General features: G+C 45.1%; 16 protein-coding genes. All 16 read right to left on the bottom strand.

Features of this window, described 5'->3' with window-relative positions; all coding sequences use genetic code 11:
* Positions 1-20 precede the first annotated feature (20 nt).
* Complete coding sequence (locus C0979_RS00355) at positions 21-863, bottom strand: DUF4392 domain-containing protein (protein ID WP_101694740.1); 843 nt, start codon at positions 861-863, stop codon at positions 21-23.
* 41 nt (positions 864-904) lie between these two features.
* The gene (locus tag C0979_RS00350) at positions 905-1,675 is read right to left on the bottom strand and encodes a LamB/YcsF family protein (protein ID WP_101694095.1); all 771 of its coding nucleotides are present in this window, start codon (positions 1,673-1,675) and stop codon (positions 905-907) included.
* A gap of 49 nt (positions 1,676-1,724) precedes the next feature.
* Entirely contained in the window at positions 1,725-2,510 is a 786-nt protein-coding gene (locus C0979_RS00345) for a putative hydro-lyase (RefSeq protein WP_101694094.1), read from the bottom strand.
* 1 nt (position 2,511) lies between these two features.
* Entirely contained in the window at positions 2,512-3,420 is a 909-nt protein-coding gene (locus C0979_RS00340) for a 5-oxoprolinase subunit C family protein (protein ID WP_101694093.1), read from the bottom strand.
* Positions 3,421-4,164, bottom strand: a complete 744-nt coding sequence (gene pxpB / locus C0979_RS00335; RefSeq protein ID WP_173814359.1) for a 5-oxoprolinase subunit PxpB — start codon at positions 4,162-4,164, stop codon at positions 3,421-3,423.
* Between the two features lie 11 nt (positions 4,165-4,175).
* Positions 4,176-5,021, bottom strand: coding sequence for a D-amino acid aminotransferase (locus tag C0979_RS00330; protein WP_101694092.1), 846 nt, complete (start codon positions 5,019-5,021; stop codon positions 4,176-4,178).
* Between the two features lie 35 nt (positions 5,022-5,056).
* Positions 5,057-6,454: an alanine/glycine:cation symporter family protein gene (locus C0979_RS00325; RefSeq protein WP_101694091.1), complete on the bottom strand. Its 1,398-nt coding sequence runs from the start codon at positions 6,452-6,454 to the stop codon at positions 5,057-5,059.
* Between the two features lie 187 nt (positions 6,455-6,641).
* A complete protein-coding gene (locus tag C0979_RS00320) occupies positions 6,642-10,010 on the bottom strand; it encodes an SbcC/MukB-like Walker B domain-containing protein (protein WP_101694090.1) in 3,369 nt (1,122 codons plus the stop codon).
* Positions 9,967-10,599, bottom strand: a complete 633-nt coding sequence (locus tag C0979_RS00315; protein WP_101694089.1) for a DUF4194 domain-containing protein — start codon at positions 10,597-10,599, stop codon at positions 9,967-9,969. The genes C0979_RS00320 and C0979_RS00315 overlap by 44 nt, the downstream gene beginning before the upstream one ends.
* 1 nt (position 10,600) lies before the next feature.
* Positions 10,601-12,001: a Wadjet anti-phage system protein JetA family protein gene (locus C0979_RS00310; RefSeq protein ID WP_101694088.1), complete on the bottom strand. Its 1,401-nt coding sequence runs from the start codon at positions 11,999-12,001 to the stop codon at positions 10,601-10,603.
* A gap of 147 nt (positions 12,002-12,148) precedes the next feature.
* The gene (locus C0979_RS00305; protein ID WP_101694087.1) at positions 12,149-12,955 is read right to left on the bottom strand and encodes an MBL fold metallo-hydrolase; all 807 of its coding nucleotides are present in this window, start codon (positions 12,953-12,955) and stop codon (positions 12,149-12,151) included.
* Positions 12,952-14,379 (bottom strand): sensor histidine kinase, encoded by a 1,428-nt coding sequence (locus C0979_RS00300; RefSeq protein ID WP_101694086.1) that lies wholly within the window; start codon positions 14,377-14,379, stop codon positions 12,952-12,954. Before C0979_RS00300 ends, C0979_RS00305 begins: the two co-directional genes overlap by 4 nt.
* Entirely contained in the window at positions 14,364-15,044 is a 681-nt protein-coding gene (locus C0979_RS00295) for a response regulator transcription factor (protein WP_101694085.1), read from the bottom strand. The genes C0979_RS00300 and C0979_RS00295 overlap by 16 nt, the downstream gene beginning before the upstream one ends.
* Before the next feature lie 15 nt (positions 15,045-15,059).
* Complete coding sequence (locus C0979_RS00290; RefSeq protein ID WP_101694084.1) at positions 15,060-15,806, bottom strand: lantibiotic immunity ABC transporter MutG family permease subunit; 747 nt, start codon at positions 15,804-15,806, stop codon at positions 15,060-15,062.
* A complete protein-coding gene (locus C0979_RS00285; protein WP_101694083.1) occupies positions 15,803-16,573 on the bottom strand; it encodes a lantibiotic immunity ABC transporter MutE/EpiE family permease subunit in 771 nt (256 codons plus the stop codon). Before C0979_RS00285 ends, C0979_RS00290 begins: the two co-directional genes overlap by 4 nt.
* Positions 16,574-16,575: 2 nt before the next feature.
* A complete protein-coding gene (locus tag C0979_RS00280) occupies positions 16,576-17,307 on the bottom strand; it encodes a lantibiotic protection ABC transporter ATP-binding protein (protein ID WP_101694082.1) in 732 nt (243 codons plus the stop codon).
* Positions 17,308-17,317: the final 10 nt, after the last annotated feature.

Here is a 17,317-nt window from a genome sequence, read left to right as displayed (position 1 = left end):
CCAGTCTTTCTTCTTATCCATTAACTTGCCAATTGATTCAGTCCATCCAGAATCTCTTTTTCTATCTCCAATGAAAACCCATCCACACTGAGCGTATGCTTCTTCGTCACACCGTCCACACTTCCCATGCGGACAATTCTCGCCAGATATCCATAGATCTTTTCAAAATTCAACAGTCCCGTCACGCCTGTCATTTTCTGCATGTATGCTACGATCGCGTAGGCGCCCCAGTTCGATACGGTTGCAATGACAAGCGTATCCACTTTTACTTTACACGGAACAAGCGCTAATTCCTCATGGATGACTTCCTTGAGATTGCCCATTCCAATCTCATTTCCACCGTCTCCGACTCCAAAAGTCGGAATCCCTGCTTTTCTTGCCCGGATGAAGAGCCAATCTGTACTTGCAGTGTATTCTTTAATACTGATTCCCCGCATATTGGCATAGTCGTCTTCTACATTTCTTCCACATCTTTCAATAGAAATGAGTCCCACCGGACGATAAGTCTCCAGCATCCGGTCATACTCCTGCGCTTCGTCATTCACTCCCGCATAATACACTTCCAAGCCTTCGTTTTCAAAAAAACCTCTGCAGAATTCATCTGTTACGATCACCGGATGATAGCCAAGCTTCTGAAGTGCATCTGCCATCACAAGTGTTCCGAGAGGTCCATCCGTCTCTGCATGTCCTGCCACATAGAATCCTGTCGTTAAGAGAATCGTTCCTTTCTCAAGTTCTAAAATCTGTCCGGCTGCTTCCCGGCAATAATCCTCTCTCATATGATTTTTTAAAATATTCATTCCTCGTTTGGAATAGCGAAGTACCACGTCTTCGATCGTCTCTTGTCTGATTGCCGTCAACATCCGCGCCACCCTCTCTTTCCTTTTTTCTTCTATCCCCTGCACTACTGCACGATTTCTGATAGCGGACAGATCTTCACACCTTCTTCTGCAAGAGTCTCTCTGATCCGCTTTACAAATGCTAATGCTTTCGGTCCGTCTCCATGCACGCAGATCGAGTCCGCCTGTACCTCAATCTCTTTACCGGTAACAGCTGTAACTGTTCCTTTCTTAACCATGCCGACAACACGCTCGATTGCCACTTCTTCCTCTGTGATCACGGCTTCCTTTTTTCTTCTGGAGACAAGCGTTCCATCCTCTTCATAGGCACGGTCAGCAAAGACTTCTCCTGCGGCGCGCAGCCCAAATTTCTTCGCCGCCCGGAACATTTCACTGCCTGCCGGAGCAAGAAGAATCAGGTTCTGATCGACTTCTTGGATTCCACGACAGATTGCTTCTGCAAGTCCTGTATGAGTTGCCGCCATATTATACATGGCCCCATGTGGTTTCACATGATAGAGTGACACACCAAAAGCATCGCAAAATGCTTTTAACGCCCCGATCTGATATTGTATCATCGCTTTTAGTTCTTCTTCTGACACCTGCATATTTCGTCTTCCAAATCCGGTCAGATCCGGATATCCCGGATGTGCCCCTATGTGAACCCCGTAGTTTTTCGCAAGCTCTACGGTATGTTCCATTACAAGCGGATCCGACGCATGAAAGCCGCATGCCACATTGGCGGAAGAAATATAGGGAATGATTTTTTCATCCATTCCACATTTATAGTTTCCAAAGCTCTCGCCCAGATCACAATTTAAGTCCACGGTATACATCTTCCTCACCCTCTGTTCTCTTATCTTTTCTAACACTTTATCCACGGTTCTAATATTTTAATGCTGCATTCTTAATATCGGAGATAAACATATGCCCCGGTGCATGCGTGATCGCAAGCTCCGGCTTTACTTCCATGACTACATTCTGAGGAGTGACTCCGCAAGGCCAGAATACCGGAAGTTCTCCCTCCTTGACTGTCACCGCTTCTCCAAAATCCGGTTTTTGCAAATCCCGAATTCCAATCTGGGATGGATCACCGATATGAACAGGCGCGCCGTGTACTTTGGGCATCTCGCCGGTAATGCATGCCGCTTTCACTGCCTGTTCTCCGGTCATCGGCCGCATGCTGACTACCATGTTGCCGTGAAAGATTCCCGCAGGTGTACACGGAATATTCGTCTTATACATTGGCACATTTTTATGTTCTTCGATCTGTCTGACAGGAACATCTGCTTCTAACAGTCCGGCTTCAAATGAAAAGCTGCATCCAATCAGAAAGCTTACAAAGTTATCTTGCCAGAACCTATCAATACTCGTATACTCGCCGACCATTTCTCCCTTGCGATAAACGCGGTATTTGGGGAAATCCCTCGCCACATCTGCATCCTGTGCAAGATAATGAAGCTGTCGGCTTCCCATATCCGTCACTTCCAATATTGGGCAGGATCTTGGATTTCTCTGTGTAAATAAAAGGAAATCATAAGCCTGATCTTTGGGAAGGATCAGAAGATTTGCCTGTGCATATCCCGGACACAAGCCGGAAGTCTGACCGGTGATCTTTTCTTCTCTGATTAATTTTCGAACTTCCTTTGGTGTAAGTTTCCTGTCATCCATATTATCTTTCCTGCTTTCTGTATAGTTTCTGCGCTGTTTTTACATCGGTCTTTAAAAAACGGACTTTGTCGCCCGGTCTTCCCTGAACCAGCTTGGGAATGTCAAAAGAACACACTACCGCAATCTTCGCATAACCGCCGGTAGTCTGTCTGTCTGCTAATAATACAATCGGCTGACCGCTGGGTGGAATCTGCACTGCCCCAAGCGGAATCGCATCGGATATAATGTCTGTTCCGTTTTTGCTCTCCACTAAGGGACCCTTAAGACGATAGCCCATCCGGTCACTCTGATCGGTTATCGTATAAGTACCGCTGTAAAATGCCTTCTCTCCTGCTTCTGTAAAATATTCTTGTTGTGGGCCGGGAACTGCACGCACCTCGATGATTTTTTCCGTCTCAATCCCCTTTGTTCTCCGTTTTTTCACGCGGTCAAACGACAGCTTCGGTTTTCCGAGTTCCAGAACATCTCCCGCCTTCAGTGCACGTCCTCCATACCCGCCAAATGCACATTTTAGATTGGTAGATCTGCTTCCCATGACGAGTGGAACATCAATACCGCCGGCAAATGCAAGATAAGTCCGGCATCCCTGCCGGGTCATGCCCAGCGTCAGGGTCTGTCCCTTCCGGATCAGAAGCGGACAGTTCATCTCCACCGGGTCTCCATCTACTACGGGTTCCATATCTGCACCAGTAATCGCAGTGATCGTATCCTCTGTAAATTCCAACGTCCCGCCGAACAGAGTGACTTCTAAAACTGCTTCTGTCTCCTCATTCCCAACCAGATAATTGGCATTCCTAAACGACATCTGGTCCATGGCCCCGGAAACCTGGACTCCTGCTTCCTGATATCCATATCTGCCTCCGTCCTGAACGGTCATCACGGCGCCCGGTAATACAATTTTCACTGCCATCTACTGTTCACCTTCTTCTTCCAAAATTTCTATCGTATATTCGCCCTTCACAATCATTCTCCGGATATCATAATAATCATCCAAAGAAATTGAAACGAACCGGATATATTCACCCGCCTGGCAAAGTATTGGTTTTTCTCTTCCGGCATCATAGAATTCCACCGGGGTTCCTCCGATCAGCCGCCAGCCACCGGGAGATGCAACCGGATACACACCGGTCTGATTGCCTCCGATCCCCACAGCTCCCTCAGGTATTTTGATTCGGGGAGAAGAAAGCCTTGGCATCTCAATGCGTGGATCTAGTCCTCCAAGATACACAAAGCCCGGAAGGAAACCCATCATATAAATGCGATAGTCTACCGAACTGTGTATGGCGATGATCTCATCCCTGTCCAGTCCTGTATATTTCTCCATCTCTCCAAGATCCGGACCAAAGCGCGCCCCATAGCAGCATGGGATCTTCAGAATTCTCTTCCGCGCATGACCTTCGGATGTTGCCGCACTGTCAAATGTGCGTACTCTTTTTTCCAGATCACCATAAGAAATCTTCCGGGGATCATAGTAGATCATCAGAGAGCGGAAGGTTGGCTGCAACTCTAAAACTCCTGGTATCTGTGCCTCTCTCAGGCATTTCTTCAGCTGTTGTACCCGGTCATTCGTCTGAATGTCAATCACATTTCCGAATTCTACAACCAGCCCTCTGTCTCCTGCCGGCATGATTCTGTACATTTCCTTCTCACCCATCTTTTCACTTCCTATTCTTCCGGCGTTGCCTCATAAAATTCTCCAAGTAACGCCGATCTTATTTTTTCCAACAGTTCCGGATTCTTTCCACCTACCGGTTTCCCGTCAATCTCGCAGGCATGCAGGCAGAGGTTACTGGAACTTGTCACTAACACTTCTTCTGCTTCGAACAGCTCTTTTAATGTATAAGGTGTTTCGCTTACCGGAACGCCAAGCTTCTTACACATGCGGATTAAATGAGCTCTTGCAATTCCCGGCAGGATCAAATTATCTGTAGGCGCTGTTACCAGTTTCCCGTCTTTGATAATGTGGACATTACTATGCGCACATTCGGTCACCCTTCCACCGGCGCGATAAAATACTGCTTCCTGACATCCTGCTTTCTTCGCTTTCTCCGTTGCCACACAAGAAGGGATCAAATTCAACGTCTTAATGTTACAGTGAAGGAATCTGGTATCTTCAACCGTAATCAGTTTGATTGGTTCAATGCCATCTGAGATTTCTGCCGGTTTTAACATGATCCACAGATTGCCCGGTCCCTTTGTATAAGCATGATCTCTTACTCCGGTTCCCCTTGTCACCTGATAATAGACAAAGAGATTGCCGGTATCCATTTTATTTACCATTTCCTGAAGGAGCTCTTTTAGCTCCTCCTTCGTTACAGGCATCTCAATATCCAGAAGCCCTGCACTGTTGAAAAATCGATCTATGTGTTCATCTATCGCAAATATTTTATAATTTCTGGACGGGCCTGCATCATAAACACCATCTCCAAACCAGCATACCCGATCGTTCATGGGAATGCTCATTTCCTCCAGTTCTCCGTATTTCCCATTGTAATATCCTAAAGTTTTCATTTTTCTCTACCTCTTCTCTTATAAAAAACAAACTGTTAATCTTCAATAACCGGTACTTCTTCATCGCTCCATGCATCCAGATCATTGATGTATTTCTTTGTCTCTTTCACAATCACATTAGAGAGTAACAGCACTGCGATCAAGTTCGGGATTGCCATCAGTGCATTTAAAATATCTGCCAGCGCCCACACAACATCCAATGCTACAATCGGTGCAATTCCTGCTACAACTACATAAATAATGCGGTATGGAATCAGTCCTTTATGGCCTGCAAAATATTCTACCGCACGTTCTCCGTAATAAGCCCATCCGAGAATCGTAGAATATGCAAAGCAGATGATTCCGAGTGTTAAGATGATAGGGCCAAATACAGGAATCTGTCCAAACGCCAATGTAGTAAGGGTTCCGCCATCGCTGATCTGATCAGCATTGATATTTGGGTTTTTCATAATGGTAGATACAAGCACCAGCCCTGTCATCAGACATACAACTACGGTATCCCAGAAAGTACCTGTTGAAGATACCAGTGCCTGGCGAACCGGATTTCTTGTCTGTGCAGCAGCTGCTGCAATTGGCGCGGAACCCATACCGGATTCGTTAGAGAAAAGTCCTCTTGCGATTCCATACTGCATGGCCAAACGAATACCCGTGCCTACCAGTCCGCCTGCTGCTGCACCCGGTGCAAAGGCAAGCTTGCAGATTGTCTGGATGGCTGGAAGGATATAGTCATAATTAATTCCCAGAATAATGAGACAGCCGATCACATAAAAGATAGCCATAAATGGAACAAGCTTCTCACATACTGTAGCGATAGATTTGATTCCTCCAAAAATAACGATTGCTGTGAGTATTGCTACGACCAGACCTACGATCCAACCCTGTACTCCCGTATTCTCTTCCACTACATTGGCAATCGCATTTACCTGTGTCGCACATCCGATTCCAAAAGATGCGAATCCTGCAAATACTGCGAAGATCATTCCAAGAACTTTGCCGAGTTTCTTCCATTTTAATCCTCTGGACAGCGCATACATAGCTCCTCCCTGCATACGTCCGTCTTTTGTTTTTACCCGGTATTTTACAGCGATCAGTGATTCGGAATATTTGGTGGCGATTCCGAAAATACCGGATAACCAGCACCACAGTACCGCGCCCGGTCCTCCAAGCGCAATTGCCGTTCCCACACCTACGATATTACCGGTTCCGATTGTGGCCGCCAGTGCAGTGGTCAGCGCTCCGAAGTTTGAAACTTCACCTTCTGCGTCCGGATCCTTCTGTACGGACAGCTTAATTCCTTTTGATATCGTCTTTCTCTGAATAAAACCTGTACGGATGGTCATATAAATATGGGTTCCGAACAGAAGAATGATGAGCCACCAGCCCCATACCATTCCATCGATTTTGTAGATCATATTACTGATTGTTTCAATCATAAGCAATTCCTCCCTTTCCTTTTGTTCCGTGCAGACATTTTCTATAAAACAACACGAAAAAAGGCGCCAGCAGGATTACTCCTGCGGCGCCTTTGCCACACTTCATTTTTAATATGTGCTTATTATAGATTCATCATAAAGCTCTGTCAAGAACTTTTTTATTATTTCATACCTTCTCTCGTATTTTTTAAACCGATCTATGATCTCCTTTCACCATCTGCAGATAATTTCCCTTATCGATGTGCATCATAGAGATCCGATTTTTCGATCTTCTAAATCCATACACACTGTCCACATTACGAATAAGCGACTGTAGACGCTCATCCGGCACACAGACAATCAGCTGCAAATCCAATTCCCGCGCATAGCGCAGACACACTTCACTTCGCTCCTTATCCATCTTAGAAAATGCCTCGTCAAGAAGTACCAGACGAATCTTGGACTCCCGGTTGTTCTGCTGCATATAAAGCATCGCAAACCCCGCAAGAAGAGCTACGTATTTCGGATTCTGTCCTTCTCCTCCGGAATCTCGGCCTGCCATCTCATCCACCGGGTTCTTCTTCACGTTCCCGTTTTCATCCACTACTTTTTCATACATGCTGAATTTCAGATAGGTTCGGTAATCTGCGTATTTCTCCATCGTTTTTTGATGTGCACTTTTCCCTTTCGGATCTTCGTGGCGAGGAGGCATAAATTTTTCAGTCAAGCGCAGAATTTCTCTTTCATATTTCTGATAAAATGCATCCTGCCCGAAGGTCATCTGGCCTTCGATCTGCTGCTCCCCTAAAAGCTTCATATCCAGTTCTTCTGCCATCAGCATCTCATAGAACTGTGCATTTTCATCATCAGCCGGAAGAATATCAATCTGATAAATACTGTCTGAAAACTTAATCTTTGCCAACATTCGATTGATCTCTCTACGATGCCGAAATGCCGCTTTGATTTCTCCATGAATGGATGCAATTACGTTTTCCCGAAGGCTACGGTATACCATGGCGCACTGATTTTCAAATTCCTCTTTATAGGCCGGCTGAAAATCTCTTCTACATTCTGCCAGAAGCTGATCGTACACCTGGTTCTCTTTCTCATTCGATGTGAATCCATACATAGGATAGGCACGGTTAAACTGATTTCTGGCAAGGAATAACTGATCTGTTTCTTCCTCTTCCTGTTCCTTAAGCCGGAATAATTCTTTTTGCTTCTGTCTCTTAAAGCTCACAGCTTCCTGCCGCTCTAACACCATTTGCACCTCTTCTACAAAAGATGGATCTGGGACAAATCCTATCTCCAACTCCCTAAGATGTCCCTCTAATTCCTGGAACGTCTTCTTTAAATTCCCATGTCTGTCCGCCGAGCGGATCTGTTCCGCCTGTATGTGTTCAAGGGCTTCACCAAGCTCTTTCGCCTCCTGAAGGAGTTGGTGTTCTGCACGCTGCAGTTCTTGAATCCGGGTACCGTCCCGAAGCGTTTTCATCTCCTGATTCAGTGTATCCGCTCTCCCAGAGAGTTCTTCCAGCCGTTCCTGGGAACCTGCAAGACGAATCAGCTGTTTCGTCTGGTAATTGTTAAGCCGCTCCAATTCCCATACCTGCTTCAGAGTAAGCGCCTCCTGCGTTTTTGCAATGCGCTGTTCTTCCAGCACAAGAATCTCTTCTTCCAGTTCTTTTAACTGTCGCTTGGAAACTCTGGTTCCAATATAAGGATAAGCATACTCCTCTTTTCGCAAATGTCGGAACATATAGTTACTGTAAGCATAACAATCTTTCGTAATTCCATCTCGCACTTCATGTAGTTCTTCTACCGAATTGCATTTGTAAATGTGTCCCAGATACCGCTTTAGACAGAGATCTACATAAGAATATTCTGTCTTCACTGACTCGTACAACGTCCCTTTTTCCGCTGTCGGCTCATCCCGACTAATCGCCGCAGTATTGATTAAGGTAATATTCTCATACTCGTGTCCTTGAAGCTTCCGAAGAATTTTCGCCGCTTCCAGCGCATATCTTGGCTCTGTCACCAGCCCGAAGCGAATTCTTCCCAGACGCGCCTCCACTGCGTTCTTCCAGTCCTCATCTGTAATATCGAATAGATCGGCAAAAACCGAAACGGTTACTGGTGTTTGATAGCGGTCACTTAAGGCAGACTGAAGTTTCTTTCTCACACTTCTAAGCCGCTTATCGTAAGGCTTTCTGTCCTGTCTTAATTCTTCTGCAACCTCCCGCTTCTCTTTTTCTTCCTTCTTCATTTTGGCCACATCTGCCAAAAGCTGGGTATGCTCTTCCTGGATCGATTCAAACGCTTCCGAAAGCCCTTGCTTTAAGCGCTCTACCTGTTCTTCTGAGCTTTCTCCTTCACAGACCTCTTCTAACAACTGAAGCGTAGGATTGCTGACAAAATCACTGATCTCTTCTGTATTCTCCCATTTGCGCAGCCGGCACACCAGATCTTTCCAGGTCTCCAAATCCAGCGCATAGGATTTACACATTTCTTCGATCTGCTTTAATTCTTCCTGTTTCTTTCCATAGTCACTGGACCTTATTTCCGCACGTACTTCCACCAGTGTATTCCGCTGCGCCTCTTCTTTCTCTCTTAAACGCAGACTCTGTTCTTCCTGCTTCTTCTGCTGTTCCTCAATTCGTTCCAATTCTTCCTTTGTCGCGGCAAGATGGGCTTTTTCCGTCTCCGCCTCCAGTATGCGAAGCAGCGCCTCCACCCTTACCTGATCTGCCTGAATGTTCACTTTCCGGCGAGAATGTTCCTGAATCGCATCTAACAGGGTCATCTTCTGCTCCAGATCTTCTACTCGTTCCTTGATCTCGCGGTATGCTCCCAGCTGTTCACTGATAGCCGCAATCGTATCCTCCTTACTCTTGGGAAACATATAATCTTTGATAAACTGGCCGGTACCGTCAGACATTCGAAGTGCAATGGCACTTTTTTCCATTGTTTTGAATCTTCCCGGTTCTACCCCGCCAAAAATCACTTCACACAGAGTGTTGCGATAGGATTCCTGAGAGGGATACATGCGATTGATATTTCCTTTCAGGAACAGCACCTGCTCCTTTCCCCGTTCTTCCACCACGGTCTTAATCTGCGCACGGGAATAGGGCACTCCCGCTTCCGTCAGATACTCATGCTCCGGAATTCTTCCGGTATGGCTAAAAAAACAGTAATTCTTCAGATCCTGATCCTGTTTCCCCACTTCAAACACAACGCCAACACAAACATGCTCCTGCGCTCCGGTATCTTCAATCTCCATCACAATCTGGGAACAAAAGTCTACGTTTCCTCGATTGGCAGTCCCGTCTTTTTGTTCCCCTCTAAGATAACTTAGTACACTTCTTTTATTTTTGGTATCGTCCGCCGCCCGGTTTAGGAAATCGTTCCTGACACTTCCATACAAAATTACCTGCATGGCATCCATCACCGTAGATTTTCCAGATCCGCTCTTGCCGCTGAAGAGATTGACATATTCATGGAATTCCAATATTTTATGTTCAATTCCTCCCCAGTTACTCAACAGCATCCTGCGGAATAATTTCTTCGCCTGCGCCATTTTCTTCCTCCTCTTTGTAGTCTTCCAGCAATTCATTCACCATCGCCGAACTAAAATACAGATGAATCGTACTGTAGATATAAATCGGCGTATGATCTTCCAGCTCTCTGACTGCTCCCGGATATTCGATCATCTGATGCTTTTTCATCATCCACAGTGCTTCACTCCACTCACTTGTAGTCAACTTTTCATTCAGTAGATTTGAATTTCTCCCGTACTCTCTGATTTCTTCCAGATTTGTAACCGTCGCCGCCAAACCATTCCCCATAATCTTGTCATGGTAAATCATCTTGATCAACAGCATAATGATCGTTGTAGTTCTGGAAATCCGCTCGGTCTCCAATCCTTCTCCAACTACACGAAAAATGCACTCCTGGGGATCGTGAAGAAGCTCACAGCCAATCACATCCAGGTACTGGCAGATAAATTCCCGATGCCTGATACAGGTCTCATACTGCTCGTTCCCGCTTGGCGCCAATGTCACAGGATCATATTTTTCCCGCAAAATACAAGTCTGCCGAAGCAGGCTTAAGATTGTTTTCTTCAGTTTTTCTGCCTCTGTTACAGACAGTTCTTCTAAATATCTCATACTATTTCCTTTCAATGGACAATCCCGAATACCGGAATCCTCCCTCGCTTTCTATCTCTTGATCCAAATGGATGTCTAAAGACTCTTCCGCCACCTGCGTCATTTCCTGCCACACGAAAAACAGCTTTTCCAAATCTTCCACCGAACGTACCGTATCTGTCGTTGCCCGAAATGCCCCGTCTTTTTCATTTTCCCTCCAAAAGCTGTCGATTTCTGCATTGGTATAAAGCGGTTTTAACACGAATTCCTCTAACGCCTCATCGCCTTTTCCTTCCGGCGTCACAGAGACCGGATGAAATCCTTTCTTTTCCGTCCCTTTCGGACGATACAGTCCTTTTTCTGTCACCGTCTGGAATCGCTCTGTCAGACTGATTCGCTTGGCACACTCATCAAGGATCTCCTCTTTCCTTCCACTTTCATTCAAAAGCTTCACCAGTGCCTTCACCGGATCTTCCTGCTCGTCTCCCTCAATCAGAATATAGCGGATTCTTGCAGCCGCCCGCTTGGCAAAGGTCATCTTCTGCTCAATCAATTTATTATAACGCCTCTCGATGGCGTCAAACTCCCGTTCAATCCGCCTTAGAATCTCCATCGCTTCTTCACAGCTCAAAGCTTCCCTGTTCCATTTGATCCACTTGGGCGTTCCTTCTTCTGACATCCGTCTTTCTTCCTCAAACTTCAGCTTTCTAAGTTCATTTTCTTCGATATTTTGATCAATCAGCTCTTTCACCGCCTCTTTATACCGATAAAAGCTGTCTGTCGTAGTCAGAATGGCGTACTTCCTGCTGTCGCTGTTATTGATCTCCTGAATCAGAACCTCCTGAACTCCCAGAAACGTCTTCTGCTTCGACAGCTCATCAAAATATCCCCGAATTCCATCCTGCATATTGGACAGCATTTGCAGAAGTCTCCTCGAAGATGTAAGCGCACTCTTTAGAATCTCATTATTCTTCTCCGGATCAGAACTATAAGTAAACAAATGACTATAGACGGTCAAAATGCTTTCTCGCTCTTTGCTCTCCTCTTCACGGTAAAGCCGGCAAAACAGCTCTAAAAAAAGCTGGCTGTAATCCGGAAAAGACACGACATAACAGTTGAGCACTTCATCATAATCTCTTTTCAGCCATCCCCACTCTTCAAAATGGCGTAAAAACACGGACGGTATCGTCGATCTTGTCAGGATCTCTCCTTCCTCGTCCATCTGTTCCTGGCTAAAATCCATGGAAAGCTTTGTCATCGTCTCCTGGATCAGCATGTGGCACTCCTCTTCCGTAAGCCCTAAAAGAGAGTACGAGCTTCCAGATTCCTCATAGACAGCAAGAAGACACTGCTGATAATATTCTGTATATTTACTTCCAAATAGCTTATAGAATCCTTTCGGGATCCTGTCTTTCATCCCCATCTGCCTGCCGCTCCTTTCTTTTTCCTTCCATATACTATCACGTTACAAGGATTTCGTCCATCAATCATCAAAGATCTCACCCAATATTTCTACCGCTTCCTATTCCATCAAGCAGGCAAAAGGGAGATGAAGTTTTTCTTCACCTCCCTATACAATCCGATCACCCGAATGAATCCAAAAAAGCTGATCACCCATAACCTCTTTCATCATCTCAAATGCCTCCCGCCCCGTACAATGTCCGGTATAGAAAACTGTTGGATATGTTTGAAGCTGCTTGGCTGTATTTCTTATGATCTCTTTCTCTTCCTCGGTATACCCTGTTTTCTTCATCATATGGAATCCACTGACCACCTTATCCGGATGTGTATGATAAATCGTTTCGAACCGTTCCAGAATATTTAAGATCCCATTGTGGGCACAGCCGGAAACTAAGATTTTCTCATTTCCATTCTTTACGACAAGACATTGCTCATGTTGAAAATGATCCTGTAATTCTCTGCCCTCTATCTTTTCTGAAAGCTCCAGATTGCTCTTTGGCCAGTATTTTCTCCCCGTAATATCCGAAAATAGCTCCAGCTCTTCATCAATCACACAGTCCCCCTCTATTAAATGAAGCTTCGGAAGATTTAAAATCTGGCGGTCAATTCCGATATATCTGTCTCCGTGATAGTAATATCCTGCCCCTTTTTTCTGCATATAAATATCTGCATGTCCAAAATTCTTGGCATAACTTATCAAGCCACCTGTATGATCATAATGTCCGTGACTGATAACAATCGTATCTATTTTCGAAAGATCCACGCCCAGCCTCTTCGCATTTTCCCACGTGAGCTCTGATTGACCGGTATCTACAAGCAATTTATGGTGCTTTGTTTCTATATAGAGACATAGTCCGTGCTCTGCCAAAGCCCCTTCCTTTCCTACCGTATCTTCCATTAACGTAATGATTTTCATTTTGCCTCTCCTCTCACCCACAAAGTCACTTCTGCGCCTTGCCCCTCCTTAGAATTGCCAAGCTCCAGAAATCCTCCCTGTGCCTCTATAAAACGCTTTACGATCGCAAGCCCCAGTCCCTGATGATTCCTGTCATGTCTGCTTTTATCTCCGCGATAAAATTCTTCCGTAGCAAATTCCAAATCTTCTTTTGTAAATCCATGTCCATAATCACGCACTTTCGCACAGAGATATGGAATGCCCTCTTTCATGCTCTCTGTCATTTTGATATCTATTCCCTGCTCTATGTCCGTATATTCCAAAGCATTCGAAAGCACATTTCTCCATGCCCTCTTTAGCTGCTCCAAATTCACCTGTATCACGGTATCTGATTTGCAACACCAAACCATCAAAGGCATATGTTTTGCTGATGCCATCTGCTCTGCCAGTATTTTTAATTGTCCTTGAAGCTTCTCACTGCTGATACAGATTTCCTGTTCCGCAGATTCCTGATCGTTCAAAAGAAGACGCATCTTATCCAGATACTTTTCCACCTCTTTTGTGTACTCCACAATCTGTCTTTGACTCTCTCCCACACTTTGCAGCACCTGTCCATGCTCCAAATGATACGCTTCTTCTCTTAATGCTTCCAGATCCTCTTCTGCAAGCTCTGCATTTCCTTTGATAATGGTAAGCGGCGTCTTAATATCGTGTACCAGCGCCTGCATTTTTCTTTTGTGTTCACTTTCCAGATCCCACTGTCTCTTTAAAGACACTTGAAGTGCTTCTTTCATATGCCCAAGCGAACAGAGTACGTTATTCATTTCCTTTACATCTGAGACGCCAACTTCAAATTCCAGATCATTTTCTGAAATCTTCCGAGTCACTTCATTTAACTGCTCCAAGCGCACCCTCATCGTTCTTGCAAATCTCCTTGCCAGAAGCACCGACTGAAGAACAAAGGCCAAAAGCATGACAAGCGGAAGCAAAAGTTCCATATTCGGTAACATGTGATTCAGCGGTTCTATTGTATATCGCATCCGCAAATGATACTTCACAATGCAGACTTCCTGCTCTGAGCGCAGAATAAATCGGTAGTATCCTTCTTGAGAGGACATATCTTTCTTCTGATAACATTTCCACACTTGGGAACGACTCTTTTGATCCAGCGTTCCGTATAACCATTTACCTTCTTCTGTATATACACCATACTCACAGCCTGCCGGAAATGGAATCTCTCCCACATCTTCTGCCATACGGATATCTTCTGTATGGTCATTGAGCCATTGCTCAGAATAATTTGCCGGAAGCACCTGCCCTGTCGCTGCCAGAAGGGCAAGGACCATGTACGCGCCGACGACGATCAACACCGTATTAACACAAAAGATCACTATATATTTTAAAAACATCCCTGTCAGTGTTCTTTCTTTTACTCTGCCTTCCATCGATATCCAATCCCCCACACTGTCTCAATCGGTTCCAGTCCATATTGTTTGCATTTTGCACGGATATTTTTCACATGTTCTGTGATAGCAGAAGCATCACTCTCCCCATCATACCCGTACACCGCCTCACAAATGCGCTCTTTTGAAAAGACCTGCCCTAAGTTTACTGCCAGATATTCACAAATTGCATACTCGCTTTTCGTCATGGGAATCTCTCTTCCTTGATATGACATTCTCTTTGCCTGAATTTGAAACTGTACGCCGCCTGCTTCCAATAAATGTTTGCGCTCTCTTTTTTCTCTTCGGAGATGTGCCGCAACCCGCGCCCGAAGTTCACCGATTCCAAAAGGTTTCGTAATATAATCGTCTCCGCCAGCTCCAAGTCCCTTTATGAGATCACCTTCTTCGCTTTTCGCAGTCAAAAATAAAATCGGACAGTCCACTCGATTTCTAAGCTCTGCGCAAAGCGAAAACCCATCCATCTTAGGCATCATCACATCTAAAATAATCAACTGGTACCACTCAAGATTTATTTTAAGCACCACGTTAGGATCTTCGATGGTGTCCACCTGATATCCTTCATGTTCCAGACTCCTTCGGACTAATTCCAAGATTCCTCTGTCATCATCCACAACCAATATATGAATCCTTATATTTTCCACCATCTCACATCCTCTCTCCTATTCTGCATGTGCGGAAGCTGCTGCCAGTTCTCCCCTATATTGAAACCATAGAGAAATTATGGCACAAACACTGATACTTATCAATCCAAAGATTCCCCGTCCGAAGTCTGTTCCCAAACCGAGAAATCTTTTTAGAATCTCCGCTGAGAACCGAATGCTCCAAGAGCAGGGAAGAAACTGCCAGATTCCTTCTCCAAGCCCAGTGATAAGAAGGGCTGCCAATACAGACTGGATCACGCCAATTCCCATAGACACCGACTGCGAAAACCGCAGATTCAAAAATAGATGAATCGGATATTGTATCAGACTTCCAAGCCATAGTCCTGCCGCTATCTCCATATATAATATACTGGGAAGATCTGCATTCCCAAGAAGATAGCTTTCTCCCAACGCAAAGGAACCCATACCGATCACCACCGATGCTCCCCCTGCGATTTGAAGCACCAGACACTTTGCCCAAAAGGAACGAAGCCAGCCTCCACTTCCTCCTAAAAAGGTCTGGAAGTGATTACCTTCTTCCAGCGCTATTTGACAGGCGCAGACAAGACTGACAATGAAAGGAAAGGCAAGTCCGATCAACTGCGAAAAGGTTGATAACTGTACCATCGTCTCCACCTTGGAAAAGTGGTGATAAAGCAGCAGTGCCACGCTGCCCACCAGTGGAATCCCTATATGAAGCGCTGGAATGATGGTGTGCTTCGTCTTATAACACTCCCCAATACATAACCTTACAAACTGTCTCATACCCTTTTCATCCTTCTTTCATAATCGATTCTGCCAACCCCCCACAACAAAAGAAACCATATCACAGACGCCACCATTCCGATGGGAATACTGGAGCTATCCATAAGCCTCGGCGCAAACGTCATTTCACCCGACTGTGCCGGAAGTCCATTGGGAAGAATGCTTAGCACCGGACACATCATTCTGGCTCCAATCGCCCCCGGGAACAACATATAAATTGGTGATAATGACAAAAAGATTGCCATCACATTACATAGTATCACATGAAGCAACAACATAACGGTTCTTCCAAACCTCTGCGCCAATAGCAGGCACCACGGAATCTGCCAGCCAAAAGACAGCCAAAGAAGCACTCCTGCCTCCAATTGCGAAAAAAGAGACGGTCGAATAATAAAGGTAACATTTAGGACATGTTCCAATAAAAATGCGATTCCAATCACAAGAATCATAAGAAGAACCATCGCTGCTCCGGAGACCAAGATTCCATACAATACTTTTGCATCCCAAATCCTTCCCATATCACAGGGTAACGCTAAGATCGCCCGATTTTTCATCTTCTTCTCTTTCCCGACAAGCATTCCGCAGCTCAGCGCTATCAATCCCGGATACATCCCCATATACCACCAATTATAACCATCCACCGCGAAAAACACATGGGTAAGAACTGCCGCCAGCATAGCACAGACAACCGGCATCAAAATCAAAAGTTTTAACATGGATGTGTGCTTATGTTTCAAAGCTTCCGCCTTTAAATATTGTCCGATCATCCTTACATTTCCTCCCTTGTTGCTTTTCTTACGATATCCATAAACAAGGCTTCCAGATTATCGCCATCAGAAATATTTCCCTCATAGTGAACCCTGCCATCTACGATGATTGCGATTTTGTCTGCTATTTGCTCAATCTCACTTAATATATGGCTGGACACAAGTACTGTAATCCCTTCTTCGGGAAACTGACAAATGAGTTCTCGAAGCTCCTGTATACCAACCGGATCAAGCCCATTGACCGGTTCATCCAACACAAGCAGTTTCGGATGGTTCAAAAGCGCAATAGCAATTCCAAGACGCTGTTTCATTCCAAGCGAAAATGCACCTGCCTTTTTCTTCCCTGTGTTCGTGAGGCGAACCACTTTCAACACTTCCTCAATCCTGCTGTCCGGAAGTCCCAAAAGAAGCGTACGTACTTTTAGATTCTCCCACGCACTTAAATTTTCGTAAATAGGCGGTGTCTCAACCAACGCTCCGATATGATTTAAATCTTCCCTTGTCCACAGATAACCGTCAAACAATATCTCCCCTTTTGTAGGTCTAAGCATTCCTGTCAGACATTTTAGTAACGTCGATTTCCCCGCCCCATTGGGTCCGAGAAGACCGTATACACAATTCTTTGGGATACAAAGAGACACTTGATCTATCGCCCTTTGCTTGTGAAATACTTTTGTTATGTGATTCATTTCCACCAGATTCTCATTATATCCGGCACTGTTTTTTTCTTTCATTGTCATTTCT

Source organism: Dorea phocaeensis, from assembly GCF_900240315.1.
Classification (GTDB): Bacteria; Bacillota; Clostridia; order Lachnospirales; family Lachnospiraceae; genus Dorea_B; species Dorea_B phocaeensis.
Note: the sequence above shows the minus strand (reverse complement) of the source record. Positions and strands in the feature narration are given on the sequence as shown.

Coding starts and splice junctions, on each gene's coding strand:
- C0979_RS00355 (WP_101694740.1), bottom strand. CDS start 863: ATGTTGACGGCAATCAGACAAGAGACGATCGAAGACGTGGTACTTCGC.
- C0979_RS00350 (WP_101694095.1), bottom strand. CDS start 1,675: ATGTATACCGTGGACTTAAATTGTGATCTGGGCGAGAGCTTTGGAAAC.
- C0979_RS00345 (WP_101694094.1), bottom strand. CDS start 2,510: ATGGATGACAGGAAACTTACACCAAAGGAAGTTCGAAAATTAATCAGA.
- C0979_RS00340 (WP_101694093.1), bottom strand. CDS start 3,420: ATGGCAGTGAAAATTGTATTACCGGGCGCCGTGATGACCGTTCAGGAC.
- pxpB (WP_173814359.1), bottom strand. CDS start 4,164: ATGGGTGAGAAGGAAATGTACAGAATCATGCCGGCAGGAGACAGAGGG.
- C0979_RS00330 (WP_101694092.1), bottom strand. CDS start 5,021: ATGAAAACTTTAGGATATTACAATGGGAAATACGGAGAACTGGAGGAA.
- C0979_RS00325 (WP_101694091.1), bottom strand. CDS start 6,454: ATGATTGAAACAATCAGTAATATGATCTACAAAATCGATGGAATGGTA.
- C0979_RS00320 (WP_101694090.1), bottom strand. CDS start 10,010: ATGGCGCAGGCGAAGAAATTATTCCGCAGGATGCTGTTGAGTAACTGG.
- C0979_RS00315 (WP_101694089.1), bottom strand. CDS start 10,599: ATGAGATATTTAGAAGAACTGTCTGTAACAGAGGCAGAAAAACTGAAG.
- C0979_RS00310 (WP_101694088.1), bottom strand. CDS start 12,001: ATGGGGATGAAAGACAGGATCCCGAAAGGATTCTATAAGCTATTTGGA.
- C0979_RS00305 (WP_101694087.1), bottom strand. CDS start 12,955: ATGAAAATCATTACGTTAATGGAAGATACGGTAGGAAAGGAAGGGGCT.
- C0979_RS00300 (WP_101694086.1), bottom strand. CDS start 14,379: ATGGAAGGCAGAGTAAAAGAAAGAACACTGACAGGGATGTTTTTAAAA.
- C0979_RS00295 (WP_101694085.1), bottom strand. CDS start 15,044: ATGGTGGAAAATATAAGGATTCATATATTGGTTGTGGATGATGACAGA.
- C0979_RS00290 (WP_101694084.1), bottom strand. CDS start 15,806: ATGAGACAGTTTGTAAGGTTATGTATTGGGGAGTGTTATAAGACGAAG.
- C0979_RS00285 (WP_101694083.1), bottom strand. CDS start 16,573: ATGATCGGACAATATTTAAAGGCGGAAGCTTTGAAACATAAGCACACA.
- C0979_RS00280 (WP_101694082.1), bottom strand. CDS start 17,307: ATGAAAGAAAAAAACAGTGCCGGATATAATGAGAATCTGGTGGAAATG.